The organism is Rhodopirellula sp. UBA1907 (genome assembly GCF_002337565.1).
GTDB classification, from domain to species: Bacteria; Planctomycetota; Planctomycetia; order Pirellulales; family Pirellulaceae; genus Rhodopirellula; species Rhodopirellula europaea.
In genome coordinates, this window is the sequence record NZ_DDGH01000025.1 from 1 (window position 1) to 721 (window position 721).

1 protein-coding gene is annotated in these 721 nt (G+C 55.2%); it reads left to right on the forward strand.

Annotation, left to right across the window (positions count from 1 at the left end; translation table 11 throughout):
- On the forward strand, nucleotides 1-540 hold a 540-nt coding region (locus tag B2R17_RS05590; RefSeq protein WP_286763195.1), incomplete at its 5' end, for an alpha/beta hydrolase family protein.
- Nucleotides 541-721 lie beyond the last annotated feature (181 nt).

A 721-nucleotide genomic window follows, 5' to 3' on the forward strand; every position in this document is an offset into this window, starting at 1 on the left:
GGGCACAGTTGGGGCGGATACCAGACGGCTTACTTGGTCACACAAACCGATCGCTTCGCATGCGCCGAAGCTGGAGCTCCAGTAAGCAACATGACCAGCGCCTACGGTGGCATTCGCTGGAGCAGCGGAATGAGTCGGATGTTTCAATACGAGAGGACTCAAAGCCGAATCGGAGAAGACCTGTGGTCCGCGATAGAGAAATACATCGCCAATTCGCCTTTGTTTTTTGCCGACAAAATCAACACTCCGCTGTTGATCCTGCACAACGACGAAGACGGGGCGGTCCCGTGGTATCAAGGGATCGAACTCTTCGTCGCACTGCGGCGTCTGGAGAAACCAGCTTGGATGCTGAACTACAACGGCGATCCACACTGGGTCATGGGAGACCACAACCGCCGAGACTTTACGATACGAATGCAGCAGTTCTTTGACCACTATCTCAAAGATGCTCCCGAGCCGGAGTGGATGGCCGTCGGTGTCCCCGGCGTCGACAAAGGGAAACGTTTCGGCTTGGACCTGCTCGAACCGGCCAAGGATTGAGCTCGAGAAGAAGCACTGGCGTCGAATAAAGTGAGGGCGTGTTTGACTGCTTCAGACAACCAGATCAAACGCCCGGTTTCCGTACCAACCTGATCCCGCCAAACTCGGCTCAATCGGCTAAAATCCAGCCGACTTCAAACGTTTCCCAAGCATGGACGACATCTCGTCGCTCACATTCCCG